This is a genomic window from Actinosynnema sp. NPDC050801 (assembly GCF_040673975.1).
Lineage (GTDB): Bacteria > Actinomycetota > Actinomycetes > Mycobacteriales > Pseudonocardiaceae > Actinosynnema.
Genome location: NZ_JBFAQZ010000021.1, coordinates 84717 through 110240 on the forward strand (window position 1 = coordinate 84717; position 25524 = coordinate 110240).

Below are 25524 nucleotides of genomic sequence, written 5' to 3' on the forward strand. Positions count from 1 at the left end.
CATGTGAGCGCGTGAGCGCTCACCGCGCGTTCGACTACGGCGTGACGTACGGGTCCTGGCTGAGCAGGTGGGCCTTCAGGCCCTCGCCCACGCCGGGCTCGGGTGTGCCGTTCCAGTCCTTGATGAGCACGGCGCCCGTGGTGCAGCCCCACGGGTTCCAGGTCCACGCGAGGTAACCCATGTGGTGCGCGTCGGCCCAGTCGACCAGCCGCTGCATGTAGTCGAAGCCGCAGTTGTCCTGGCCGAACTCGCCGAGCACGACCGGGACCTGCGCCGCGAGCGGGGCGATCTGGGTGTCCCAGCAGGCCGCGGTGACGCAGGCGTTGAAGCTGTAGGCGTGCCAGGACGCCGCGATGTTGTTCAGCGGGTCGGTCGGCTTGTGTGCGAGCCACTCCCGCATGTCGTTGGCCCACTCCAGGCCACCCAGCATGAGGACGTTGGTCGCGCCGGTGGCTCGCACCGCGTCGACCAGGTCCTGCATGCCGGCGACTTCGTAGGGAAGACCGGTGCAGGTGCCCCCGTCCCGCCAGCACTGCCAGCCCAGGGTCTTGTTCCAGTCGGCGGCCATCTCGGGGTAGGGCTCGTTGAACAGGTCGAACACGACCGCGTCGTTGCCCTTGAACGTGTTCGCGACGCCGGTCCAGAACTGCGGGGAGTACCGCGCGTCCGGCATCGGCTTCTGGCACGTCGCGTGCTCGTCCTTGCAGTGCCACTCCGGGCTGTTCGGGTAGGCGCCCCAGGTCCAGTGCAGGTCGAGGATCACGTTGATGCCGTTGGACACCAGCAGGTCCACGTAGGCCTTGACGTTCTGCTGGTAGGTGGCGCCGCCGGGCGAGCCGTTGACGTCCAGCCAGCACTGCTCGTTCAACGGGATCCGCACCGCGTGGATGTTCCAGGTCTTCATCGCGTCCACCGACGCCTGGTCCACCGGACCGCCGTCCCACATGCCCTTGCCCTGCACGCAGGCGAACTCGCCGCTGGAGCGGTTCACGCCCAGCAGCCGGTAGGTCTCGCCGTCCGCGGTGACGATCTTGTTGCCCGCGACGCGCAGCGTCGGTGCGGGGCCGTCGCCCGGCGGAGTGGTGGTGGTGGTCGTGGTGGTGGTCGTCGTGGTCGTGGTGGTGGACGTCGGGTCGATGCCGGTGCACTTGGCGCCGTTGACGGCGAAGTCCGTCGGCTTGGCGTTGCTGCCGCTGTAGGAGAAGATCGCCCCTGCGGTGACGCCGCGGCCCGCCGGGATGGTGGCGTTCCAGCCCATGTTGGTCACGGTGACCTGCTTGCCCGACTGGGACCAGTTGCCGCTCCAGCCGTGCTGCAGGGTCTGGTTGCCGGCGTAGGTGTAGGTCAGCGACCAGCCGTTGACCGCCGACGAACCGAGGTTGGACACGGTCACGTCGGCGCCGAACCCACTGCCCCAGTCCTTGGTCGTGTAGTCGACGCGGCACGCGAACGCCGCCGCCGCGCTCGCGTCACTCGCCCACGACCCACCTGCCGCCGCCGTCAGGATCGCGCCCGCGATGGACACCGCGGCGCCCAGCGCGGCGAGCGCGGTACTGCGTTTTCTGACTCTTCCCAACATCAGCACTCCTTTGTGCAGGTGACGTTCAGCCCGGCGCCGTGTCTCGCCGAAGCGTTCAACCGGCAGGCAGGGCCACTGAATGGGGGACGGACCGCTCCGGGGATTGGATCCCGCCACGAACCTGGGAGCGTTCCCAGAAGGACCGTAGCGAAGATGTCGCGAAACGTGAAGACCTTGGCAAGGAAATGTCCGCGCGATTCATGACGTCCGCGTCTTTCATTTCCCGGGAATCGGTCGCCAAATTCCGGAGTCGTGACCGATCGAATCGACGGCGCGATCGGCTCCGCGCTCCGGGCGCACGGATATGAACTTCTGGGCCTACCCCGCCCGCCGGTGGTTCACGAGACGCCCGGTGCCGAGGTGTTGGCGCAGCGGAGCACGCGCGGATCCAGCAGATCGGCCGGTTCCCGCAACCTCTCGGACGTGCGCACGGTGAAGTGGTGCGCCTCGCCGGCGGTCAGCGAGACGAGCATGTCGTCGACGACCGCGTCGGCGGCCACCTTGTCGGCGAGCAGGCCGAGGTCGCGGACGTAGGAGGTGGCCCGCACGTCGACGCGGTACCCGCCGGCCACGGGTGTGACGTCGGCGGTGAAGGGCGCCGGGTGGTAGCGCAGGTCGAGGTCTTCGCGGAACAGGTGATGGGTGCGAACGCCGCCCGCGGTCGCGACCAGCACCTCGCTCGTCGGGTCGGCGGGTTCGAGGAGGTCGTCGGCCAGGTCCAGGACCGCGGTGGACCGGGGTGGCACGCTGAGCCGCAGCTCGGCGGCGGCCAACTCCTCGCCCGCGAAGTTCTGCCGGGTCACGTGCACCGCACCCGCCCAGGGCTCGTCGTGGTCGTTGATCGCGATCAGGGTCGGCCTTTCCTCGCGGGGCTGGACGGTCAGCAGCCGTGGCGCGAACGCGTGCTTGAGGGCGTAGTAGAGGGGTTTGGGGCGTTCGTCGCCGTCGATGGCGGCCCACGAGGTGACCGGCCAGCAGTCGTTGAGCTGCCAGACCAGGGCACCCGCGGTCCGCGGCCACCAGGAGCGGTAGTGCTCGACGCCGAAGGCCACCGCTCGGGCCTGGTTGAGCTGGGTCGCCCAGTGCCACTGCTCGAAGTCGGTCGGCGCCGGCAGGTGGGGTGCGAGGCCGCGGTCCAGTTTCCCGTTGCCGTCCTCGGCTTTCTGGTGGAGCAGGAACGCGGGCGAGGTGGGCGTCAGCGGCTCGTCGTGGACCCACCGGGTGAGGGTGGCCCAGGTGGGCGGCCCCTGGAAGCCGAACTCGGCGCAGAACCGCGGGATGTGGTCGCGGTAGTGCGTGTAGTCCAGGGCGTTCCAGACGTCCCAGTCGTGCCGGGTGCCGTGGTGGGCGTCGTTGGGTGGCAGGTCGCCGGGGCTGTACGGGCTGCCCGGTGCGTAGGGGCGGGTGGGGTCGAGTTCTTCGACGATCTTGGGCAGCAGGTCGTGGTAGTAGCCGCCGCCCCAGCTCCGTCCCTCCAAGCCGTCTTCCCAGCCCCAGTCCGTGTAGGCGGGCAGGTTCTCGTTGTTGCCGTTCCACAGCACGAGGGACGGGTGCGCGACCAGGCGGGTGACGTTCTCCCGCGCCTCGGCCTCGACCTCCCCGAGCAGTGGTTCCTCTTCGGCGTAGAAGGCGCAGGCGAACGGGAAGTCCTGCCACACCATCACGCCCCGTTCGTCGCAGGCGTCGTAGAAGTCGTCGGTCTCGTAGATGCCGCCGCCCCAGACCCGCAGCATGTTCATGTTCGCGTCGACGGCCTGGTCGATCCGACGGGCGAGCCGCTCTGGGGTGACCCGGGTGAGGAAGTGGTCGTCCGGGATCCAGTTGGCGCCCTTGGCGAACACGCGCTTCCCGTTGACGACGAACACGAACGGGGTGCCGTGCTCGTCCGGTTCGGTGTCCACGGTGACGGTGCGGAAACCGATCCGGCGCCGGACGACGTCCACCTGCCTGCCGTCGGCCAGCAGCGCGACGGTCAGGTCGTGGAGCGGCTGGTCGCCGTAGCCCACCGGCCACCACAACCGGGCGTCCGGCACGAGCACGGTGACGTGCGCGATGTCGCCGGTGACGGCCATGCGTTCCGTGCGGTCGCCGACCGTGACCAGCGCGGTGTAGTCGCGATCGGCGGCGCGGTCGAGCTCCAGGTGCACGTCGACGCGGCCGGTGCCGTCGGCGTCGACGGTGACGAGGGGGCGCACGCCGGTCAGACGGGCGGTGTCCCAGCGTTCCAGCCGCACGGGTTTCCACAGACCGGCGGTCTGCAGGTCGGGTCCCCAGTCCCAGCCGAAGGAGCACGCCATCTTGCGGATCGCGTTGTACGGGTGCGGGTACGCCCGCTGCCGCCAACCGAGTTCGGCCTCCGCCTGCTCGGCGTGGGCGAGCGCGGACCTCAGCGTCACGGTCAGGTCGTTGTCGCCGTCGCGCAGCGAGCGCCCGACGTCGAAGCGGTAGCCGCGGTGCATGTTGGCGGTTCTGCCGAGCACCTCGCCGTTCAACTCGACGGTCGCCACGGTGTCGATGCCGTCGAAGACCAGGTCCACCCGCTCACCGACCTGCGGCGCCCGCGCCGGGAACGTCGTCGAGTACTGCCAGTCGACGCGGTGCATCCAGGCCAGCTCCGCCTCGTTGTCGTCCAGGTACGGGTCTGGGACGACGTTCGCGGCCATCAGGTCGAGGTGGGTGCTGCCGGGCACCCGGGCGGGCACGTCCCGACCGGCGAGGACGTCCGGCACCGGGCCTCCCACGGCTCGCAGACGCCAGCCGTCGTGCAAGTTCGAGCGCGTCATGGCAGCCCTCTTCCTCGTGGTCGACGCAGGGCCGAAGACCACGCAGATCGTTACTCAGGCAGCCGAACTAAGTCAACAGGCAGGGCATACGGGGACCGAAGTGCGTTGCGTCCGTTTACGGTCCATTGCCGCCATCCGCCCTATTGACGGTTTATTCAGGCGATCTAACAATGGCTGCGCCGGCGACCGTCGCGGCACGCCCGCGCAGCACGTCGGGGAGGAGGCCGTCTGACGGCGAGAAGTCCAGGCGCTGACAGTGTGGCGGTCAGGGTGCCTGGTCCGCGCCCGCGGTCACCGGGTCCGCGCCAACGGGCACCGGTCGCGCCCCGTCGTCGGAGCGGCCGTGGCCGAGAGTCAGCTCGCTCTGCAGGACGAGGACCGCGCCGCCGATCGCCGCCGCGTCCGACCCGTTGACCGAGGGCACCACCCGAACCGGGTGCGCCCGCCGAGCGAACAACCGGCGGTCCACCTCCCGCTGGATCACCGCCTGGTAGATCGAACCGGCCACCGCGAAGCTCTGCCCGGCCAGGACGATCACGTCCAGGTCGAACAGGGTCGCCAGGGTGACCGCGGCGTGACCGAGGTAGCGGGCCGACCGCTCGACGAGTTCACGGGCCTCTGGGTCGCCCGAGTTCGCGGCGGCCGCGATCCGCGCGAACTCGGTCAGGAAGTCGTCACCGGCCGGATCGAGCGCCAGCCGTCGGGCGAGTCCCGGTGTCGCCAATGCCTGCCGGACCAGGGCCGACGGGCCGGCGTAGTTCTCCAGGCACCCGACGTTGCCACACGGGCACTCATCGCCGTGGACGTCGATCGAGACGTGGCCGATCTCCGCGGTGTTGGAGGAGCTGCCCCGGTACACCTCACCCGCGACCACCACCCCGCCGCCGATCCCGGTGGCCATGTAGATGCAGCCGTAGGTGCTGCGCGGGTCCACCGCGCCCATCCAGTACTCGCCGATGGCCGCCGCCGCGGCGTCGTTGTCGAGCAGCACGGGCAGCCCGAGGCTCTCCGCGAGGCGCGGCGCGACGGGGTAGTCGCACCACTCCTCGGTGGGCTGCGGCGTCAACAGCACACCCGCACGCCGGTCCTGCGGACCGTAACTGACCAGGCCGACCCCGAGCACCTTCTCCCGGTCCACGGCCGCCGTCGTCAGCAGGGCGTCCACCTGCGACGCCACCAGCGGCAGCGCCTTCTCCGGCGGCATCGGCGCCACACCTTGGAACGAAGTGCGGGCCACAGGCCGGCCGGCCAGGTCGACGACCACGATGACGCACGTGTTGCGCTCCAGTTGGACGCCCACCCCGTAGCGGGCCGGCGGGTTGAGCTGGACCAGCGTGCGCGGCTTGCCACCCGTCGGCGCACCCCGACCCGCCTCGACCACCAGGCCCTCGCCCAGGAGCTCGCGCACGACCTCGGAGATCGTCGCCCCGGTGAGACCGGTCGCCGTCGCGAGTTCCACCCGGCTGATCGTGCGCGCGGCCCTGATCACGTCCAGCACCATGCCGCGCGTCTTCGGCCGGCTCGCCCAGACCGGGCTCCTCGCCACGGACACCTCCTCGTTCCCACCCCTTTGCCAGGTTACTTTATTTACCGGTTCCACCGGGCAGCGGAGGTGACGTCATGACGCGGTCGGGCGGTGTCCGCGGGCCACGGCCAGGCACAGCGCGGCCAGCAGGGCGATCACCGGTGCCCAGCCGAAGCGTTCCCACGGGCTCGGCGAGGCCAGGTTCATCAGCAGCCCCGCCGTGAGCAGGCCGACCAACGCCCACGTGCCGACCGTGGCGACCCGCTCCGGTACCCACCGCACGGGGTAGCCACCTCGCCGCAGCACCACCGCCGCGGCCACCAGCCAGAACGCGGTGGCGACCCCGCTGGCCACCCGCAGGGTGGTGGGCAGCTCGGCCGCCGCGCCGCCCCATGCCGCGCGGCCCAACGGGATCCCGGCAGCCAGCAGTGCCTGGAACGCCGACACCGCGACGAAACCCGCCCCGGCAGCGGCAGCGGTCCGTCTCAGCCGGTGCGTGAAAGCCGTGGTCATGAGGTTCCCCCTGATCGTGTGCTCGCCGGGTCCTCGTCGAGGGCGGCGAGAGTGGACAGTGCTTCGTGGGCCCACGCCTGTGCGGCACGGGCCGAATGTTCTCCGGCGGAGACGGTCAGCAGCCAGTAGGCACGGTCCTGGCCGTCCTGGCCCTCGATCTCCTCGCGGATCTCCGCGTACCGCTTGAGCGCGTCCTGCGCTTCGGCCAACGCCGCCTGGACCAGCGCCCGGCACGCGGTGGGACCGAGGTGGCGGCCGAAGTACAGCCGCAGCAGCAGTCCGTTGCGCGGTGGCGTGGCCTGAACCGGCTGCGCCAGCAACTCCTCCAGGCGCCGGGTACCCGACGGCGTGATCGCGAACGTGGACGCACCGGCCCGGGCCGCGCCCTGCCTGCTCACGAACCCCTGGCGTTCGAGGTCGGCCAAGGTGGGGTAGATCTGACCGAAGCTCTCGCTCCAGAAATGCCCCAGCACGTCCCGGATCGCCTCGCGCAGCGCGTATCCCGTCATGGGCTGGACGCTCAACCCGCCCAGCACCGCAAGCTCGGTCTGACTCGACCTGGCCATCCGACCTCCTATCTGCCAGATATATCTATCAGAGGCATCAACACTTCGGCAAGCCGCTCACCGCGACGAGCCGCACGTTGCGGAACGACGGGCCGTGCCGATAACCACTCGGGCGGTGAAGACCACCGGGGCGCTTCCGCGCGGACGGTGAACATGGAGGCGGCATGGCGGTGCGACGGGTCTTCCTCAGCTACGCCGAGGAGGACAGCGGCACGGCCGAGCAGTTGGTGGCGTGGCTGGCCGACCACGACCTGACGGTCTTCTGGTGGCAGGACCCGGCGCGACGCGGTGACCGGATCGTCGAGGTCGTCGAGGACGAGCTGCGGCGGGCCGACCTGTTCATCGCGCTGTTGTCCGTTCACTACCTGGCTTCCGGGTGGTGCCGGAGGGAGAGCAGGTTCGCGCTGCGACGCGAGATCAAGTCCGGGACGCGGTTGATCTACGTCCTCCGGGTCGACCGGGTGGACCCGGACGAGGCCGGCCTGCTGGGCGACTACGACCTGCTGGACCTGCACCCGCCGTTCGGCCCCAAGTTCCCGGCGATCGCGGCCGCGTTGGGGCTGGAGGTGACGGAGGCCGCCCCCGAGGTCGTGTCCACGGGCGGCCGTGAGCAGGAAGTCGCACTGGTCCGCGCCGCCCTGGCCGGATCGGACGACTTCTGGGTGGTCGCGGGCCCACCCCGCATGGGCAAGTCCTGGTTCCTCCGCCGGCTGCGCGACGAGCTGAGCGGCACGGGCGAGTGGTTCACGGTGCGGCTGCTCGACGTGCAAGGGCGCGAGACCCTGCGGACGGACGCGGTTCGCCTGCTCGCGGCGCTGCTCGACGTGGACGCGGAGGGCTTCGCCGACACCGACATCACATCGTTGGCACGGCAGCTCGCCGAACGAGGGCCGCGTCAGCTCTACCTGCTCGACACCGCCGACCGGCTCCTCCCCGCGACCACGGCCGAGGTCCGCCGGGCGCTGGCCGCACTGCGCCGCGCGATGGCGGGGAAGGCCCGGGTGGGCGTGGTCGTCGGCACCCGCCGATACGCGGACTGGCGAGGTCTCGGCCGAACCGGCGACGCCCGGTTCCGGTCGGTGGCCCTGGCCGAGTTCGGCCCGGACGTCGTCCGGGCGATGACGGTGGCCCGCCAGGCGACGGGGCCCGCCCACCGGATCGACGAGAGCGCCAGGCGGCTGCACGAGCTGAGCCAGGGAATGCCCGAACCGCTGTTCGCCTGGCTCGACTGGGCCGCCGAACGGGGTTTCACCGGTAGCACCGAGGCCGACACGTCGCGGGCGTTCGACGCGATCACCCGGCCGTACCTGCGCGACCACCTGCTCACCGCCGAATCCCTCGGCGTCGACCGGTCGCCCGATCCCGTCCGCGCGAGCGCGGTGGTGCAGCGAGCGCTTCGGCACCTGGTCGTACACCGGCTGATCACGAGATCGCACCTGCGCTTCTACGCCGAACGCGACCCGGAGCTCATCGCGCAGGCGGCGGAGGTCGGCTGGGACCTCGACCAGCTGTGGGAGGTGGTCCACTCGACCTCGTTGACCCACCAGTTCGGGTACGAGATGTGGTACACGATCAGCCCACCGATCCGGCGACTGCTCTTCCGGAGCTACTACCGGACCGACCGGGAGAGGGCACAAGCCCATGCCACGGCGGTGGACCTGTACCGCAGGTGGTCGGGCCAGCCCGCCTACCGCGAGGTGGCTGTGATGGCGGTCGAGTGCCTGTGGCACGAAGCGTCCTGGCGGCTGGTGGAAGAGCGCGGGTCCGTCGACCGGACACTCCCTCAGGCCGCGGGCGCGCTCGCCGCCGCGTTCCGCGACCCCCGATCCGAGACGCCGTGGGAAGTCGTCGATCTCGTCGCCGCCCTGGTGGAGGACGATTCCGACCTCCGCTCCGCCTTGGGCGAGTTCGACGGGCTGTCGGAGGACGTCATGGGAGCCATGAGGAAGGCCGTCGAATGACCGAGTGGCCCGAAGACGACTTCTACGTCGGACGAGCCGCGGAAGCCGACGTGCTCGCCGCCGCCCACGCCGTCGGCGTCGATGGCCGGAGCCGGGCGCTGCTGGTGCACGGGCCCGGCGGAGTCGGCAAGACGCGAATGGTGCGGGCGCTGTCGCAACGCTCCGCGCCCGGCGTCGTGTGGCTCCCACCGGTCGACGTGGACGACTCCGAGTTCTGGCCGATGGACGGCTTGCAGGAGTACATCGCGAACCGCCTCGACCCGGAGTGCCGCCACTTCACGCCGTACCTGCGGCACCTCTCGTGGACGCCCGACCACCCCGACGAGGGTCTCGGTGCCGACGCGGTGTTCAGCCGGCTGCGGCGAGCCAGGGACCTGTTCGTCGAGTGCTACCGGTCGTTCGTGCGCGACACCGGGACGACGGTGGTGATCACCCTCGACACGGTGGAGGCCGCCCCGAGCCGGTTCTTCCCAACCGCGTCGGCCCAGTGGATGAAGCGACTGCCCGGAACGCTGTTCGTCCTGTCCGGCAGGCCGGGCGTCGCCGAGGACCCGGCCGGCGCGATCGCGGACCTGTTGCGCGAAGGACACGACCCCGTGGAGACCACGTCGATCGGCCTGACCGGTTTCACCGACGTCGAGGTGGGGAGGTTCTTCGACGCCGGCCCGCTGCGCGACGCGCTCGGCCCCGCCGAGCGGACGCGGATCGCCCTGCTCACCGAGGGGCATCCGCTGTGGCTGGCGCTGACCGTGCAGTTCCTGGTGCACGACGACGCGCCGGCCGAACTCACCGACGACCACCCCGTCGACCACCGGGTGCGCGAGGCGTTCCGCCGTCGGCTCCTCACCCCTTACCGCGGCGCCGATTTCTGGGTCGAGGCCATCAGGCGCCTGGTCGTCGTGCGGCACGGCGTCAGCCGGGCGGTGTGGACCGGGCTGATGAGCGACCGATCGTTGCCCGAGGACATCGCCACGTGGGAGGAAGCCTGGCGGTCGCTGCTCACCCGGCCGTGGATCCGGCCGCGCGCGAACCACCACCACATCACCCTGCACGACGCGCTCGCGGAGGAGCTGGCCCAGCGACTCCTCCCGCTGGACGACCACGACGGGACCTGGCGGGCGTGGCTGTGGCGCAGGGCCTCCGACGTCTACGGCTCGACGGCCGCCGAACAGGCGGCGCGCGAGGGCGGGGAACGAGCACCGGCGCAGGCCCGGGTCGCCGAACTGCGCTACCGGCTGCTGGTCGACTCCGCCGCGGGCGCGGCGACGTTCCTCGCCTGGCACGACGAGGCGATCCAACGCCACGACGTGCTGTTCGTGGAACTCCTCTGCCACGAGGTCGAGCGCTTCCTGCCCGGGACCAGGCTGTCGCTGAACGACTCGGAAAGCGCGGCCGTCCTCGGTTTCCGGCAGTGGTTGCGGGACGAGGGTGCGACCCGACACCTGGAGATCGCGCTGCGGGTCGCGGCGTTCCTGACCGACAACGAGCAACCGGCCGAGGCCTTGGAGCTGCTCGCCGACGTGCCGGGTCACGCCGCCGGGCCGCGGTTGCGCGGCACGCTGGCGAACCTGCGCGGCAACGCCTGCCTGCGGTTGCCGGAGCGGGTCGTCGAGGCCGAGGAGCACTTCCGGCAGGCGTTGCGCGGAGCCGCCGACCTGCCTGCCGACCTGCGGGCCACCGCCCTTGCCCATGCGCACAAGGAGTTGGGCTTCTACTACCGCAACGTGGGCCGCTGGGCGGACGCGGAGGACTCCTACTCCAGCGCACGGGACGCGCTCGTCGGCGCGCTGGGGCCGGGCAGCGACGATGCGGACCGCGAGGAGATGGCCTCGATCCAGACGAACTGGGCCTACCTCAAGGCGTTGCGGGGCAGCTACCGGGAGGCGCACGGCCTGATTGAAAGCGCGATCGCGGTGCGTCGCAGGCTCGACCGACGGTTCGGCGTCGCGCTGTCGCTCAGCGTCCAGGGCGAGGTGAACCGCTACGACGAGCAGTTCCTGCGCGCGTGGAACGCCTACGAGCAGGCCGAGGACGCCTTCCAGCTCTACCGCAACGTGCCGTGGCTCGGCCTGATCCACCAACAGCAGGCCATCTGCCTGTTCCAGGCACACCGACTCGGCGTCGACCTGGTGGACGATCCGATGGCCCGGGCCCGCGAGCTGATCACCCGCGCCGTCGGCATCTGCCGCGACCTGGCGGTCCGCTCGTACCCGACGGCGCTCAACCGGGCCGGTCGGATCTTCGGCCACGACGACGTGGACCGAGGACTGGGCTACCTGACGCAGGCCGTCACCGAGGCGAGGCGGATCGGCGACGGCTGGTCCCTGTCGGCGTCGCTGGTGGACCAGGCGGAGTTGGCCTGTCGAGCCTGGCGCCGCACCGGCGATCAGCGATACCGGTTCCTGCTCGACGCTTGCGCGGTCGACATCGAGGAGGTCGACCGGGCGTACGACTTCCTCGACCTCCGGGGTCGCTGGCGGCTGCTCCAAGGCCATCTGACAACCCTGGACGCGGTGGCCGCCGGCGCGCCCGCGATGCTCGACGCCGCACTGGAGCACTACTCCGACGGTTTCCGCATGCTCACCGACCCGCGCATCGGCCCGCACGGCACGGCGGCGGTCAGACGCGAGTTCCCGGAGTTCGAGGAGTTGTTCAGGCTGCTCCCCGAGGACGTGCGGCGGCAGTGGTTCGAGACGCTGCGCCGTGAGTGGACCGCCGATCGGCGGGGCGGCGCGTCCACGATCCTGCCTGCCCTCCTGGAACACCTCTACTGACCGCCCTGCCCCGCCCGGTCAGGACAGCGGGGTTGCGACCGTCGGTGGCGGCCACTTCCAGGCGGTGTGAGCAGGAGTGTCAGGACCACCATCAGGATTGACCGGCTGGACGGTGCACGCGGTGATCCCGAGGCGAGAGGCCCTCGCATGACCATCCGCGTCGTCATCTCCGACGATCAGAACACCATCCGGGCGGGACTGACCACGATCCTCAACGGCCAACCGGACGTCGACGTGGTCGGCCAAGCCGCCGACGGCCGCGAGGCCGTGGCGCTCGCCCGTCGACTACGGCCCGACGTGTGCCTGTTCGACATCCGGATGCCACACCTCAAAGGCGTCGAGGCGACACGCCGGCTCGCAGGACCCGACGTCGAGGACCCGCTGGCCATCGTCGTCATCACCACCTTCGACACCGACGAACACGTCAGCGGCGCGCTGAAAGCGGCACCCGGGGGTTTCCTGCTCAAGGACGCTGGCCCCCGCAGGGGCGGCTTGACGGCTAACAGCATTAGCCGTAGGGTTGCGCTAACAACGTTAGCCGCTGCTGGGGGCCCCGATGTCCGTCATTCCGACACCTACTTTCCGAGTGGCCAAACGGGTGGCGTGGGCCGCTCTGGCGGTGTTCCTCCTGGCTTTCATCGTGCTGGAGGTGATCAACCACGGCGGCTCGGCGCTGATCGGCGCGCTGCTGCTGCTGATCGCGCCCGACCTGACGATGGTCATCGGTGCCGGCGCGGCCGGTCACGGCAGGCTGTCCCCGAAGGCCGTGCCCTACTACAACCTCGTGCACCGACCGTGGATCCCACTGGCCGTCCTGGTCTGCTACAGCTTCGGCGCGCTGGGGGACTGGGTTCCGCTGTTCACGGCGGGACTCGGCTGGCTGGCGCACATCGCGTTGGACCGGGCCTTCGGCTACGGCCTGCGTGAGCGCGACGGGAGCCGGCGTGTCCGAGCGGTCTGAGCAGATCGTCGACGCGGCACGCGCGCTGATCGAGGAAGGCGGCGCCGCGGCCCTGACCATGCGAGCCCTCGGCGAACGGCTGGGCATTCGCGCTCCGTCGCTCTACAAGCACTTCCCGGACAAGGGCGCGGTCGAGGCGCGGGTGATCGCGCTCGCCATGCGGGAGCTGGCCGGCGCGCTGGAGGGAGCCGACTCCCTGGTCGCGCTCGCGGCGACCTACCGCGCCTACGCGCTCGCGCACCCCCACCTCTACCGGCTGATGAACTCCGGACCGCTCCCCCGCCACCTGCTGCCGCCCGGGGTCGAGGAAGCGACCGCGCTGCCACTCGTGCGCGCGGTCGGCGGCGAGGTGGACCGCGCACGTGCCGTCTGGGCGTTCGCGCACGGCATGGTCATCCTGGAACTCGACGGCCGCTTCCCGCCCGACGCGGACCTCGACGGCGCTTGGAGGACAGGGCTCGCGGCGTTCGCCGATCCTGCTCGACACCGCTCGTAGGCCGCATCCGACAGCGGCCGACGCTGGTGCGCTGTCTCGGGTTCACCGCAATCCAGCGGACAGGGTCTGATCACCGCGCACCGACGAACGGGGGAGTTTCCCCGCCGCGCCGACACGAGGGGGTGGCGATCAGGAAGACGGGCGGACGGGCGCACACGGGGAAGGCGTGCGTCGTCGCGGCCCAGCAGACCGCCGCCGCCCAGGGCCGGGGCGCAGCACCGCGACCAGGACGCCGACCGGGCGCAACGGCAACTGGACGAGCTCGACCGCGCCGCCCTCTGAACGCTCAGCGGGGACGACGTGGTGTGGCGAGGCGGACCAGGCGGTCGACCGTGTCGGCGGGCGTGGGCAAGGCCTCGATCTCCCGCCGCACGTCGTCGGCGTCGGACCGGAGCGCGTCGTCGGCCAGGACCGAGCGCAGCTCGTGATCGGTCACGTCCTCGGGTGAGCTGACCAGGGCGGTGTTGCGCCGTCGGGCCGCGAGCGCGTTGATGTGGCGGTCGGCACCGTTGGGCAGCACAAGTTGCGGCACGCCGCAGGCGAGCGCGGTGAGCGTCGTGCCCGCGCCACCGTGGTGCACGATCGCCCGGCACGTCGGCAGCAGCGAGTTGAGCGGCACCCAGCCGACCGGCCGGACGTTCGCGGGCAGCGGGCCCAACGGCGTGGGGTCCGCTTCGCCCAGGGCCAGCACGAACTCCGCGTCCACCTCGCTCGCCGCGTCGACCAGGCGCCGCAACGACCGCAGCCCGTTGCGCTCGGGCACGACGGTGCCGACGCTGACCGCGACCCTGGGCCGCTCCGGCGGGTCGGACAGCCACGCGGGCAGCTGCGCGCCGCCGTTGTACGGCACGTAGCGCATCGACCACCCCTGCGGCGGGCCGTCGAGCATGCTGGGCGGGGCGACGTCGATGACGGCGTGCCTGGCCGGCAGGTCGACGCCGTGCCGGTCGAACACCTCCGCCATGTGACCGCGGAACAACGCGGCCAGTCCCCCGGTGCGGGCGAACCCGAACCCGTGGTCCACCAGGGGAACGCCGATCCTCGCCGCGGCCACCAGCCCCGCTCCTTGCAGCTGCGACTGCACGACGAGGTCCGGGCGCCAGGTGAGCGCGGCGGCGACGAGCCCGTCCGCCAGCAGCGCGGAGATGTGCGCGAACGCGCCCACCGCCTCCCGCACGTCGTCCAGCCCGCCCTTCAACGCCAGTTCCGCGAGCCGGGGCTCCTCCCGCAGGAGCCGGGTCCGGACCGCGTCCAGGTCGACGTCCGGCGCGAGGTCGACCACCGGCAGCCCGGCCCGTGCCGCGATCAACCCGGTGTCGGTCGTCGCGACCAGGACCTCGTGCCCCGCCGCCCGCAACGCCCACGCGAGCGGCACCATCGGGAACACGTGCCCCGCTCCGGGGCTGGAGACGAACAGGACACGCACGGGTGCCTCCTGGACGCATGAGATCAGGGCTGGACGCGGACAGAGCGGGGCTGCACGCGGAAAGAGCCGGCTAGACGCGGAAGAGCGGGACGACGACCTCGTCGACGATCCCGACGATCACGTCGTCGGGCACGGGCACGCCGTTGAACAGGAAGTGCTGGCGCAACATCGCCTGCGGCACCTCCAGGCGGCGGGGCGTGACGGAGTCGCCGTCTACCTCGCCGCGTTCGACGGCACGTCGGGTGATCTCCCGCATGGCCTTGCGACCGTTGCCCTGGGAGAGCCGGCGCAGCTCGGCGGTGCGCTCCGGGTCGCGGAGCACGTCGCCGAGCAGGCCGCGCAACGCCTCGCCCGCGGGTCCGGTCAGCAGCTCCGCGCTGCGCCGCAGCAGGGCGAGCAGGTCACCGCGGAAGCTCCCGGTGTCCGGTGGCGACGCCGGGTCCGGCAGCGCGTGGTACACCGCGTCGACGGCCAGTTCCATGCGGCTGGACCACCGGCGGTACAGGGCGGCCTTGCCGGTCCGAGCGCGCTCCGCGACCCGTTCCATGGTCAGCTTGGCGTAGCCGACCTCGGCCAGCTCCGCCAGCACCGCCTGGTAGATCGCCGCGTTGAGCTCTTCGCCACGCCTGCGCGGCAACTTCCGGTGGTCCTCGGTCATGACGGTTCCCCGGCGGACGTCGGTGACGCGGGTGCGGCGGCGGTGACGCGGCCGGTGTCACCGTCCACTGTGACCAGTTGGCCGTCGGACAGGACGCTCGTGCCGGTCGCGGTGCCCATGATGGCCGGGATGCCGTACTCGCGCGCCACGATCGCGGCGTGCGACGCGGGTCCGCCCGAGTCCACGACGACGGCGGCGGCCCGCGGGAACAGCGGTGTCCACGACGGGTTGGTGTAGGGGCACACGAGCACCGAGCCCTCGGTGAACTCGGCGAAGTCGGCCGCCTCGCGGATCACCTTGACGGTCGCGGTGACCGTGCCGCCGGAGGCGGGCGTCCCGGACACCAGCGCGTTGCCGTGCCCGCTGCGCGGGAAGATCAGCCCGGGGTCGATGAGGCGGACCCCGCGCAGCTCGTCGCGCCGCGCCGACCGCTCCCGGACCGCCGCACGCAGGTCGCGCACGACGCCTTCCGCCGCGGTGGCCGGGTCGGCGATGGCCTCGATCTCCGCCAGCCGCAGGTGGAACACGGCTTCGGCGCTGTCCAGCACACCCGCGTCACGCAGCCGCCCGCCGATCTCGACCAGGGTCCGCCGCAGCACCGGCAAGGGCTTCGTGAAGTAGAAGTGGCTGTCCTCGCGGAACGCGATCCCGGCGCGGGCCTGGTCGATCCACCGCTGGACGCGCGCCCGGCGCTTCGGGGCGCGCAGCCGCGGATGCCGGAACAGCCGCTGCACGGCCCGCGCGGCGTGGTCCACGGCCTCGGTCGGCTCGGCGGCGAGCACCTTGATCAGACCCAGCACGGTCTTCGGCGCCTCGCCCCACGTCGGTGGCGTCACGAGGATCGGGCTCACGGTCTCGCGGTGGCCGTACTCGGCGAGGAACGCGGTGAACTCGCGGTGGAAGTCGCCGAACGCCGCCAGACCGGCCGGGTCGAGGCGGTCCACCGCGGCCTTGAGCGCCTCGTCGTGGCGGACCCGGTCGGCGAGCGCCTCCAGCGCGCGGTTGGTGTCCCCGGTGCGCGTCCTCGTGCCGAGGAGCAGGTCGGGCAGCAGCGGGCCGAGGCCCAGCAGCTTCAAGACCAGCAGCAGGCGCGCCAACGCGAGACCGGTGCGCGGCAGGTAGGCGATGCGCAGGTCGGCCACCGGCTGGACGGAGTCGAGCACCTCCCGGGGGAACCGGACCAGGCTCGACCACGGCATCGCGGCGAGGTCTCGGCCCGCCAGGTCGTGCACCCGGGCCAGGTAGGCGACGAACCGCGGGTCCGCCGTCCAGCGGGCGGGGTCGTGGCGCCTGGCCAGCGAGACGAGCCGGAACGGCGTGCCGAGGATCCTGGGCGTGGGACGCGGTGCCGGTGGGACGAGCCGGTCGACCACGCCGTCCTGTTCCACCAGGAACTCCTCGAAGGCGCCGCGCAGCCCGAAGTAGCCCGTCACCTTCCCCATCAGGCCCGCCGGCCCGAACGGCAGCCACGTGGTCATGTCGAGCGGGTAGGGGCGGACGGGCACGTACTCCAGCAGCACGGAACCCAGCCGCCGCTGGAAGCGGCCGAGCCGCACCGGCGGCGGTGGGAGGGCCGTCATCGGGCGCGCTTGCAGCAGCCACACCCGTCCGCCCGCGAAGGCCCACTCGACGTCCTGCGGCCGCCCGAAGTGGGCGGCGACCTCCGTGCCGAACCGGGCCAGGTCGGCGAGCACGGCGGCGGGCAGCCGTGACGGTGGCGAGGTGTCGGTTCCGTGGCTGACGCCGCCGCCCTCGACCGCCCTGATGACGACCTCGCGCCTGCCGGGAGTCCACTCGCGCACCACGCCGCGCCGGTCGAGCACGTAGTGGTCGGGCGTGACCAGCCCGGACACCACGGCCTCCCCCAGCCCGCTGGTGGCCGCCAGCACGAGCTGATCGCGCCGGCCGGTGACGGGGTTCGCGGTGAACATCACGCCGGCGACCTCGGCGCCGACCATCCGCTGCACCACCACCGCGATGCGCACCCCGGCCGGGTCGACACCGCGAGCGCGGCGGTACGCGATGGCGCGATCCGTCCACAGCGAACCCCAGCAGCGGCGCACCGCGTGCACCAGGTCGGTCTCGCCGACGACGTTGAGGTAGGTGTCCTGCTGGCCCGCGAACGCGGCTCCGGGCAGGTCTTCCGCGGTGGCGCTGGACCGGACCGCGACGGCACCGCCGCCCAGCGCGGCGTAGGCCTCGGTGATCGCGGCACGGATGCCGGCCGGGACCACCACCGCCTCGAACGCCGCACGCAGCGTCGCGCCCCCGTCCGACCCCACGTCGAGGTGGAGGCCGGCCGACCGCACGACGGCGTCGTACGCCTCGGTCGTGACGACGAAGCCCGCGGGCACGGGGAAACCGGCGGTGACGAGTTCCCCGAGGTTCGCCCCCTTGCCGCCGGCCTCGGCGAGATCGGCACGCCCGAAGGTGCCCAGCGCTGAGACGAGCGCCATTCCCACCTCGCAAGTTAGTGAACAGTTCGTTCACTAGTCACGCTAGCGCCGACCATTAGAGAACGCAACGTTCACTTGGGCGGTGGAGTTCGTCGGTCGTGGTGGAACGAGGCCGGCGGCTACCCGACGCGGGTCAAAGTGGTTGTCCCGCAGGAGAAGCAGGTCCAGTCGCCCGCTTCATCAGGCGGTTGGCTCACGGTCCGCAAGGCGGTGTCCTCGTCGGCACCCACTTCGACCGTGACCGTGACGTACCCGAGCAGGGAACCGCAGCCGCCGCCGGGGTCGTAGGTCCGCACCGGAGCCTCCCCGGTGGCTTCCGTGTCATCGCCGATCAGTCTGATCGTGTCATCGCACTCCGTCCGGTAGAGGTACACGCCGGACCCGGACTCCACGATGTCGTAGGTGGACTGGCCGTCGTTCCAGGTGCCGGCGACCCCGGTCTGCCGGGTACGGGTGATCGCCGGCTCTTCGTCGTCGGCGGCCCCGGTCGGCCGGTCGTTCGCGACGTCGGTCCCCCTCGCACCGGCGGTCGCGGGTGGCCGGCTGCCGGTGGCCTCCTGTTCCCGGTTCTGGTCGTACGCGTAGAGCGCGACGGCACCGACGACCGCGAGTGTGATGAGCAGCGTGGCCAGCAGTGAGCCGCCCTGCGTGGCGGCTGCCGCCGTCGCCCCGGTGGCGGCCGTCGCCCCGGTGGCGCTGCCGGGTAACGCCGGACCTGTCACGTTGGCGGTCAGGCCGAGGTCACCGCCGCCCGGTGTGGTGGTGGAGTTGCCGAGCGCCGAGGTCGGACCCGGGTCGGGCGGCACCTCGAAGTCGGCGAGGTCGGTGCCGGAGTGGCCCTGGTCGACGTGGTCGTAGCCGGTGGGTGACGGGGGTTCCGGCGTCGTGTGTTCGAGGTCGACCATGTGGTCGGCGACGGCCTGGGACGTGTCTTCGGGGACGGTGTCCGCCGGTGGGTCGATCCGGCCGGGTGGCTGGAGTTCCTGCGGCAGGAACTGGTGGGCGTCGGAGGCGGCGGTCGTGCCCCGGTCGTCGCCGAGGACGTGCCACAGCACGGCCGCCTGTGCCAGCAGGGCCGCCGCCGCGACGCGGCTGCCCGTGACCAGGCAGCGGATGCCTTCCTCGTGGGTGAAGTACGCCTCGGCCTGCCGATCGCCCGCGCGTCGGGCACCGTCCCACCCGCGGCCCAGCGTCCGTCCCCAGGCGTCGAACCGCAGCGAGTACGCCAACTTCGGCGACGCGGCCCGGCCGAGGGCCACGGTGAGCTCGGGCATCCCGGCGTTCGTCGCGAGGCCGGCGACCCTCTCGATCGCCCTGCTGTGGGCGGCGACCCGGTCGGCGGTGGTGGCCGGATCGGCTGCCCACCGGGTGAAGTACCGGCACAGTCCCTCGACCGGGATCGCCGCTGTGTCGCGGCGCCGCACGGCCGACACCACACCCGGCGCGCACCGGTAGCCGTGCTCGCCGGGCGTCACGAGCCCGAGATCCGTGAGGCGCTCGCACAGCGCGGCCGGATCCGGTTCGCCGGCCAGGGCGCCGACGTGCTCGACGGCGAGTTCGGCGTCCTGCAGTGCCGCGAGGAGGTTCAGCGCGGTCACCGCGGAGGCGTCGAGCTGGTCGAGCAGCCGCGGCAACAGGTCGTCGACGGCGCCGGGCGCCGGCAGCGCCGACCGGCCGGCTGCCGCCATCCCGGCCGCGCGCAGCAGGAGCAGCGGGTTCCCGCCCGACACCCGCCACAGTTCCGACGCCGTGACCTGTTCCGCGTCGTGCAACGGCCTGCCGAGGGCATCGGTCAGCAGTCGCGTCGCCGCGTCCGGGCCGAGGCCGTCCAGGTGGTGCACGGCGCCGTCGCCGAACAGCGTGCTGTCCCGACAGGCCACCACGAAGGTCGCGTCGGGCGCCAGGTCGGCGAGTTCCCGCAGCTGGTCGATCGTCAGGTCCGCGTCGTCGACGTACACCGTGATCCGGAGACCGGTCAGCAGCCCGCGCAGGTCGGTCCGGGACGGCGCGTAGCCCCAGGTCCGGTAGCAGGCCTCGAACACCTCCTGCGCGAGGTCGGCGACCTGCTTGTGCGTGGCACCCACGAACACCACGCCGTCGGGTCCGTTCTCGGCCGTGCGCGCCAGGTGGCGCAGCAGGGTGCTCTTGCCGATCCCGGCGGGCCCGCTCAGCTGCACCAGCCCACCCGCGGCGATCACCGCGGCCAGCGCCGCCGCATCGGTCTCCCGTCCGAGCGGCTCGCGCGTGCGCCGGGGAAGGACCGAGATCCGATCCCGGCGCACGGGCGCGGGCCGCTCCCGCTCGACCCTGCCGACCGTGACGGAGGATCCGTGCCGCGCGTCGATCACGACGTTGTAGTCCCCCGCGACCACCGGCCCGTCGGTGCTGCCGCCGACCTCGACGGTGTGGCTGTTGCCCCCGTGGGCCCGCGCGGGGCCTCGGCCGTCCTCGCCCGGTCGACCGGGGTCTCCAGGTGCCCGGCTCACGATCGCCCCCTCCTCGTAGCGCGGGAAGTCCCGGCGCCGAACGGTCCGGTCACACCAACCGCCACCAGGCATCGCAGGACGTCTCCTTGACGACCACCGCGACGTGCCGGTAGCCGGTGGGACCGACCTTGCAGTAGCCCTCGTCCACCACGTGCTTCACCGCGTCCGACACCACCAGCGCCAGGCACGCGTCACCTGCCCCGTCAAGGGCGTGCTTCACCTCGGGCGCGTCCACCAGGCGCGCCGCGTGCACCAACGGGGTTCCGGACCACTCACCGCCCACCCGGTCGACGTAACCGACGTGCACCGCGGCCCGCAGGTCGATCCGGTAGGCGGCACTGGCCGCCGCGTTGTGCTCCCGCAGCACCTTGGCGACCGCCTCGACGAAGGTGTCGAGGACGTCGACCAACCCGACCGCCTCCGGCATCACCACCTGGAGGCCGTCACCGCGGTCGACCAGCCCGAAGTCGTCCGGTGGCACGCCCAGGGCCACCGCCCCCGCCCGGACGCACTCCTCCAGTGCCCGGCGCATGCGCCGTTGCCCGTCGTTGTTGCGCGAGCTCGACCTCTGCACGTCAGTGGTCACCAGAACCCGGTGCGCCGCCAGCAGGTCGGCGCGCCCGTCGGGTTCGGACGCGGCCTCCGGGGCGGGCGTCGCGGTGTTCACGTGGGTGACGTTGCCGCTGCCGGCGACTACCGGACCGTGGGCGTTCCCGCCGATCTCGACGCGCACGTCGTGCAATGGCTGCCCCTGCATCATGACATGACTCCTCGCCGCCGAATCGCGCCCGATCCGGTCGCCCCAGGTGTCCGTTGACCCGGTGGGCGTCCGATGAGACGCAGTTGTACCGATCGACGGAGGCGCGTTCTGCGTCATATGACGCAGAAGCCACTCGTTCAGCCGCTCGTCCCACTCGATCGGTTGACGGTGGATACAGCGCACGCCAGGCACCCGGGGTCGAGGACGGGACGATGTCCCGCAGCACGGTGTGGACCTAGCCGCAATGGACCGAACAAGGGCTGCCGTACCGCCGGTTCCACTACATCTACGGAGGCCGATCAGCCGATTTTGCGCAATGTCACCCTAATGGCGGAATGCCGGCGGTAGTTGCTATCCGAACACTGACCACATCGCTGGGAGCGCTCCCAGAGCCATGTGAAGGGATGCGCCACGCGGTCCTGCTCGACCGCACCAGCGAGTTGGTGAGCAGCACCGGTTCCGCCTCGGAACCGCGAGGTCCACGTCGTCGTCCGATCAACGAAGATTTGGCGGTACACATGCTTCACGTTCCTGGGAGCGCTCCCAGCACGCCGCGGGGTGCCTTGACCGCGAAGGTCCCGACCCGACCCGGCTCGGTGTGGCGGGTGTCGGCGGTGGTCGGCGCCTGCCTGGCGTTGCTGACGACCCTGCTGGTGACCTTCGGCGCGGGCACCGCCTCCGCCCACGGCGCGGTCAGCGACCCGCCCGCCCGCCACTACGACTGCTACCTGCGGTGGCCCAACGGCCCCACGCAGCAGATGGCCACCGAAGACCCCATGTGCTACAAGGCGTGGCAGGCCGACTCGTCGGCGATGTACAACTGGAACGGCCTGTTCCGGGAGAACGTCGCGGGCAACCACCAGGCCGCCATCCCGGACGGTCAGCTGTGCAGCGCCGGCCAGACGTGGAACGGCCGCTACAACGCCTTCGACGAGCCCGGCAACTGGAAGCCGACCGACCGGCCCAACCAGTTCACCCTGAACCTGCGCGACCAGTCCTCCCACGGCGCCGACTACATCCGCGTCTACGCCACCAAGCAGGGCTTCGACCCCAAGACGCAGAAGCTGAAGTGGAGCGACCTGGAGCTGGTCGGCCAGACCGGCCGGATCGCCACCGGCATGACCACGCCCGTCCCGGTCAACGCGCCCGGCCGCACCGGCCACCACATGCTGTACACCGTCTGGCAGGCCAGCCACCTCGACCAGTCGTACTACTTCTGCAGCGACGTCAACTTCACCGGCGGTGGCCAGACCACCACGACCACGCCCACCAGCACCACCACGACCACGACAACCACGAGCACCACGACGACCACGACCACCGGTGTCCCGTTCAAGGGCTGCTCGGCCACCCTCCGCACCACCTCCCAGTGGTCCGGCGGCTTCCAGGCCGAGGTGCGCGTGACCGCCGGGACCGCCGCCATCGCCGGCTGGGCGGTGACCTGGACCTTCGCCAACGGCGAGCAGATCAACTCGATCTGGAGCGCCGCCGCGACCACCAGCGGAACCTCGGTCACCGCGCGCAACGTGAACTACAACGGCTCACTCGGCGGAGGGGCGAGCACGACGTTCGGCTTCGTCGCCTCCGGCACCCTCGGCACCCCGACCCTCTCCTGCACCGCGTCCTGACCGCTCGCGCGCCGAGCCCGGCCGCCCACGCTGGTGGGTGGCCGGGCTCGGCCGCGTCCGGGTCAGGGGACGTCTTCGGCCGCGGTGGTGCTCGGCGCCAGGGCGAGCCGGCCCTTGCCGGACTTCTTCGCGCGTGACTCGGCGGTGTCGGCGGCGAGCAGCAGCCGGTCGACGGAGTTGCCGTGCTCGGGCATCAGGGCGGCGCCGATCGAGGCCGACAGGCCGGGCAGGTCGACCTGCCCGGTGGTGGTGGTCACGGTGAGCCGCAGCTCGCGCAGGGCCCGCTGGACGCGGATGCCGATCTCGTCGATGTCCGCGGTGCTCGCCCCCGGCAGCAGCGCCACGAACTCGTCGCCGCCGTAGCGCGCGACGAGGTCGCCGTCGCGCAGTTCGGCCCGCAGGATCGAGGCCACCTCGCGCAGCACCTCGTCACCCGCCGGGTGACCGAGCTCGTCGTTGATCGCCTTGAAGTCGTCCAGGTCGAGCATCAGCAGGGCCGCCGGCCTGCCCTGGTCGCGCAGGCGCCCCAGCAGCGGGTCGGCCACCTGCGCGAAGAACTGCGACGACAGCAACCCGGTCTTCGCGTCGGTCCGGACCTGGCGCTGCAACTGCGGCATCAGGAACCCGCGGTGCAGGGTGAGGACGGTGAGCATGAGGATCGCCACGAGCCACGGCTGGTGCAGCAGCAGCGCGGCCATGCCGATGCCCAGCCCGAGCGCCGCCGCGACGATGAGCTGGTCGGCGGGATCGCCCAACACCTTGCTCAGCGACGTGTCCGGTGCGCTGAGGGCGACGACACCGACGACCAGCGCGAAGTTGACGAACCACCACGCGACGCCGGCGGCGACCAGGACCAGCGCGCCCAGCGGTCCGTCGGGGACGCCGGGCCGCACCACGAGCCCGGACGCGGCGAGCACGGCGGCGGCGGTGCCCGAGGCGAGGACGAACGTGGCGGCGGTGAAGACCTTCTTGGACGCGGTGGACTGGCCGTCCACGCGGGCCCAGGCGTAGACGAAGGTCACCGCCACCACCGCGGCGACCAGCGGCAGCGGCAGCAGCAGGACCGCGGTGAAGCTCCACAGGCTCTTGAGGTTGACGTACGGGGAGCCGCTGACGGTGATCTCCCGCAACCGCTCGATGTGCCGCGCCCCCTCCAGGTGCACCACCGCCGCGGCGGACAGGATCGCGAAGCGCACCAGGTCGGTGTCGGTGATCGTGGCGTGCACCGAGGTCATGGCGACGAGGACCGCGGCCGCGACGTCGACGGCGAGCACCAGGGCGAGCACCGGTCGGGGTAGCTCCCACAGCCGCCACCGGGACGGCTGAACGAAGCGCAGCCGCTGGCCGGTCATTCGCGCCGGCGGGGACTCCGCGCTCACACTCATCCCATACCCCAATAGGTTCACACCACGCCGCACTTGGACGTATCCCAGCACCGTAACCACCGAACTACCCCACGTCACGAGTCCGTACGGGTGCGGCGACCGTCCCGGCCGGCACGACCTACGTCGAGGAGCACCCCATGATCATCACATTCGGCAACGAGTGGACCCCGGCCGCGTCCCGGCGCGGCAACGAGTGGACCTTCCGCCACGGCAACGAGTGGACCCGCGCCGGCAACGAGTGGACCCGGCACGTCCGCCGTTGACCCTGCCCCGCGGCACCCCGCCCGGCCCGGCGCGTTCACCCCGTCGCTCCGGGCCCGGCGGCGGTGGCCGCACGTCGCCACGACGCGGTGGCCGCCAACGCGACGAGCGCCCCGAGCCCGCCCGCGACGGCGACGGTCGTCGAGGCGGGCATGGCGGTGGCCGCCAGACCGGCCAGCACGATCCCGCCGCCCTGTGCGGTGCGCAGGGCGGTCACTGCCAGGCCGAGGCACTGGCCCCGTTGCCGGTCGGGCACCCGTTGGACGAACGCGGCACGGGCGATGGTGTGGTAACCGGAGGCCGCGCCGGACAGGCCCCACAGCAGCAGGGTGGGCAGCAATCCCGGTTGCCACGCGCACAGCACCAAGGGCAGGCACGCGGCCACGGCCAGCGGACCCAGCAACCGGAGCCGGCGGTGCGGTGCCAGGCGGGTCACCAACACCGTGCCCAGCACGGTCCCGGCCGGGTTGGCCGCGAGCAGCAGCCCGACCGCCGCGGTGCTCGTGCCGATCTCGGCGGCGTAGGGCACCGCCAAACCTTCCACCGTGACGTAGAACCCGGCCACGCACGCCAACGCCAGCAGCGCCCGCAGCCGCCGGTCGCCCCAGACCAGCGCGGCGCCGGTGCGCAGCGACAGCCACCAGAACCCGGCGGTCGACGCACCGGGCTCGGCGGGGCCGTTCGGGGCCGGCCGCGCCCGCACACCGAAGCGCACCAGCAGCGCCGAGAGCGCGAACGAGGCGGCGTCGAGCAACAGCCCCTCCCCCACGCCCAGCAGCGCCACCACCGCACCGCCGGTGGCGAAGCCGACCAGCTGGCTCGTCTGCACCATCCCGTCCTGCGCGGCCGCGGCGACGGTGAACCGGTCACCCGACAGGGCCGCGGCCAGGGTCGCGCCGCGGGCCGCACCGTGCGGCGCGCCGAGCGCCTGCACGCACACCAGCAGCACCGCGGCGCACCACAGCGGCAACCCGGGCAGGGCCATCACGACCACCAGCACCGCGCGTCCCACGTCGCTGACGACCATGACCGCGCGCCGGGGGTACCGGTCGGCCAGCCCCGACAGCAGCGGCCCGGAGACCAGGTCCGGCAGGTAGGTCAACCCGTAGGTCAGCGCCGTCCACCCGGCCGAGTCGGTGCGCTCGAAGACCAGCACCGACAGGGCCACCCGCGCGAACTGGTCACCGAGCACGCTGAGCAGCTGCGCGGCGAACAGCGCCCGGAACTCGCCGGACGCCACCACCGAGCGCCACGTCGCCGCGCCACCCTCCGCCGCCCGCGCCATCCCGTCCCCCGCTCGCCACGC

At 72.1% G+C, this 25524-nt stretch carries 18 protein-coding genes and 1 pseudogene; 7 read left to right on the forward strand and 12 right to left on the reverse strand.

What is annotated here, in order from left to right; all coding sequences use genetic code 11:
- Positions 1 to 34 precede the first annotated feature (34 nt).
- The 5 genes from AB0K14_RS33245 to AB0K14_RS33265 all read right to left on the reverse strand — a co-directional run bounded on the left by AB0K14_RS33245 (position 35) and on the right by AB0K14_RS33265 (position 6966).
- Entirely contained in the window at positions 35 to 1579 is a 1545-nt protein-coding gene (locus tag AB0K14_RS33245; RefSeq protein WP_360457806.1) for a cellulase family glycosylhydrolase, read from the reverse strand.
- A gap of 338 nt (positions 1580 to 1917) precedes the next feature.
- The gene (locus tag AB0K14_RS33250; RefSeq protein WP_360457804.1) at positions 1918 to 4362 is read right to left on the reverse strand and encodes a glycoside hydrolase family 2 TIM barrel-domain containing protein; all 2445 of its coding nucleotides are present in this window, start codon (positions 4360 to 4362) and stop codon (positions 1918 to 1920) included.
- Between the two features lie 265 nt (positions 4363 to 4627).
- Positions 4628 to 5908, reverse strand: coding sequence for an ROK family transcriptional regulator (locus AB0K14_RS33255; RefSeq protein WP_360457801.1), 1281 nt, complete (start codon positions 5906 to 5908; stop codon positions 4628 to 4630).
- A 72-nt stretch (positions 5909 to 5980) separates the two neighbouring features.
- Positions 5981 to 6400: a hypothetical protein gene (locus AB0K14_RS33260; protein ID WP_360457798.1), complete on the reverse strand. Its 420-nt coding sequence runs from the start codon at positions 6398 to 6400 to the stop codon at positions 5981 to 5983.
- Complete coding sequence (locus tag AB0K14_RS33265) at positions 6397 to 6966, reverse strand: PadR family transcriptional regulator (protein WP_360457795.1); 570 nt, start codon at positions 6964 to 6966, stop codon at positions 6397 to 6399. The genes AB0K14_RS33260 and AB0K14_RS33265 overlap by 4 nt, the downstream gene beginning before the upstream one ends.
- Before the next feature lie 164 nt (positions 6967 to 7130).
- On the opposite strand from AB0K14_RS33265, the gene AB0K14_RS33270 reads away from it, so the two are divergent.
- The 5 genes and pseudogenes from AB0K14_RS33270 to AB0K14_RS33290 all read left to right on the forward strand — a co-directional run bounded on the left by AB0K14_RS33270 (position 7131) and on the right by AB0K14_RS33290 (position 13158).
- Positions 7131 to 8927 (forward strand): TIR domain-containing protein, encoded by a 1797-nt coding sequence (locus AB0K14_RS33270; RefSeq protein ID WP_360457792.1) that lies wholly within the window; start codon positions 7131 to 7133, stop codon positions 8925 to 8927.
- A complete protein-coding gene (locus AB0K14_RS33275; protein ID WP_360457789.1) occupies positions 8924 to 11701 on the forward strand; it encodes a tetratricopeptide repeat protein in 2778 nt (925 codons plus the stop codon). The genes AB0K14_RS33270 and AB0K14_RS33275 overlap by 4 nt, the downstream gene beginning before the upstream one ends.
- Before the next feature lie 147 nt (positions 11702 to 11848).
- A pseudogene (locus AB0K14_RS33280) lies at positions 11849 to 12184 on the forward strand (response regulator transcription factor); the annotation flags it as partial.
- A 103-nt stretch (positions 12185 to 12287) separates the two neighbouring features.
- A complete protein-coding gene (locus tag AB0K14_RS33285; RefSeq protein ID WP_360457787.1) occupies positions 12288 to 12662 on the forward strand; it encodes a DUF4260 family protein in 375 nt (124 codons plus the stop codon).
- Positions 12646 to 13158: a TetR/AcrR family transcriptional regulator gene (locus AB0K14_RS33290; protein ID WP_360457784.1), complete on the forward strand. Its 513-nt coding sequence runs from the start codon at positions 12646 to 12648 to the stop codon at positions 13156 to 13158. Before AB0K14_RS33285 ends, AB0K14_RS33290 begins: the two co-directional genes overlap by 17 nt.
- Positions 13159 to 13444: 286 nt before the next feature.
- Here the strand turns inward: AB0K14_RS33290 and AB0K14_RS33295 are convergent, their stop codons facing one another.
- From AB0K14_RS33295 to AB0K14_RS33315, 5 genes are all read right to left on the reverse strand, one after another.
- Entirely contained in the window at positions 13445 to 14584 is a 1140-nt protein-coding gene (locus AB0K14_RS33295) for a nucleotide disphospho-sugar-binding domain-containing protein (protein ID WP_360457781.1), read from the reverse strand.
- Positions 14585 to 14654: 70 nt separating this feature from the next.
- Positions 14655 to 15242 (reverse strand): TetR/AcrR family transcriptional regulator, encoded by a 588-nt coding sequence (locus tag AB0K14_RS33300; protein WP_360457779.1) that lies wholly within the window; start codon positions 15240 to 15242, stop codon positions 14655 to 14657.
- On the reverse strand, positions 15239 to 17698 hold the full coding sequence (locus AB0K14_RS33305) for a PEP/pyruvate-binding domain-containing protein (protein WP_360457776.1): 2460 nt from the start codon (positions 17696 to 17698) through the stop codon (positions 15239 to 15241). Before AB0K14_RS33305 ends, AB0K14_RS33300 begins: the two co-directional genes overlap by 4 nt.
- 119 nt (positions 17699 to 17817) lie before the next feature.
- On the reverse strand, positions 17818 to 20184 hold the full coding sequence (locus tag AB0K14_RS33310) for an ATP-binding protein (RefSeq protein ID WP_360457773.1): 2367 nt from the start codon (positions 20182 to 20184) through the stop codon (positions 17818 to 17820).
- Between the two features lie 49 nt (positions 20185 to 20233).
- Positions 20234 to 20944 (reverse strand): hypothetical protein, encoded by a 711-nt coding sequence (locus AB0K14_RS33315; protein ID WP_360457770.1) that lies wholly within the window; start codon positions 20942 to 20944, stop codon positions 20234 to 20236.
- A gap of 563 nt (positions 20945 to 21507) precedes the next feature.
- Here AB0K14_RS33315 and AB0K14_RS33320 point away from each other — a divergent pair.
- Positions 21508 to 22572, forward strand: a complete 1065-nt coding sequence (locus AB0K14_RS33320; protein WP_360457767.1) for a lytic polysaccharide monooxygenase — start codon at positions 21508 to 21510, stop codon at positions 22570 to 22572.
- A gap of 62 nt (positions 22573 to 22634) precedes the next feature.
- Here AB0K14_RS33320 and AB0K14_RS33325 read toward each other — a convergent pair whose 3' ends face one another.
- Positions 22635 to 23951, reverse strand: coding sequence for a GGDEF domain-containing protein (locus AB0K14_RS33325; RefSeq protein ID WP_360457763.1), 1317 nt, complete (start codon positions 23949 to 23951; stop codon positions 22635 to 22637).
- A 143-nt stretch (positions 23952 to 24094) separates the two neighbouring features.
- Here AB0K14_RS33325 and AB0K14_RS33330 point away from each other — a divergent pair, with 143 nt between their 5' ends.
- Positions 24095 to 24220 (forward strand): hypothetical protein, encoded by a 126-nt coding sequence (locus tag AB0K14_RS33330; RefSeq protein WP_360457760.1) that lies wholly within the window; start codon positions 24095 to 24097, stop codon positions 24218 to 24220.
- Between the two features lie 35 nt (positions 24221 to 24255).
- Here the strand turns inward: AB0K14_RS33330 and AB0K14_RS33335 are convergent, their stop codons facing one another.
- Positions 24256 to 25503 (reverse strand): MFS transporter, encoded by a 1248-nt coding sequence (locus AB0K14_RS33335; protein ID WP_360457757.1) that lies wholly within the window; start codon positions 25501 to 25503, stop codon positions 24256 to 24258.
- Positions 25504 to 25524 lie beyond the last annotated feature (21 nt).